Origin of the sequence: Bradyrhizobium nitroreducens (assembly GCF_002776695.1) — a bacterium.
GTDB lineage: Bacteria > Pseudomonadota > Alphaproteobacteria > Rhizobiales > Xanthobacteraceae > Bradyrhizobium > Bradyrhizobium nitroreducens.
The window spans coordinates 462-670 of the sequence record NZ_LFJC01000015.1 but is presented as its reverse complement, the minus strand read 5'-3'; the positions used below and the strand labels follow the sequence as shown (position 1 = coordinate 670).

2 protein-coding genes are annotated in these 209 nt (G+C 67.5%); one reads left to right on the top strand and one right to left on the bottom strand.

Annotation, left to right across the window (positions count from 1 at the left end; all coding sequences use genetic code 11):
• The coding region (locus tag TSA1_RS40520) for a hypothetical protein (RefSeq protein ID WP_488226057.1) at nt 1-172 on the bottom strand (172 nt) is incomplete at its 3' end.
• Here TSA1_RS40520 and TSA1_RS41255 point away from each other — a divergent pair.
• Nucleotides 150-209: hypothetical protein (locus TSA1_RS41255; protein ID WP_488226056.1), on the top strand; the 60-nt coding region annotated here is incomplete at its 3' end. The two genes, TSA1_RS40520 and TSA1_RS41255, sit on opposite strands and share 23 nt — an antisense overlap.

Genomic DNA, 209 nt, shown 5'->3' with positions numbered 1-209 from the left:
CGATGTCCAGCTTGTGCACGCCACTGTCCGGCCCACTCGACCGGCTATGGCGCGCGACAGCCCACACCTTCGTCGTCAGCGGTGCCAGCGCCTGCACACTCTCCACCGCGAACGGCAACGCCACCTTGCCCGCGGCCTGCTCGCCCAGCATGAGCCCCATGCCCGCTTGCAACGCCCCATCCATCAGGCTCGGATGCAACCCATACTCA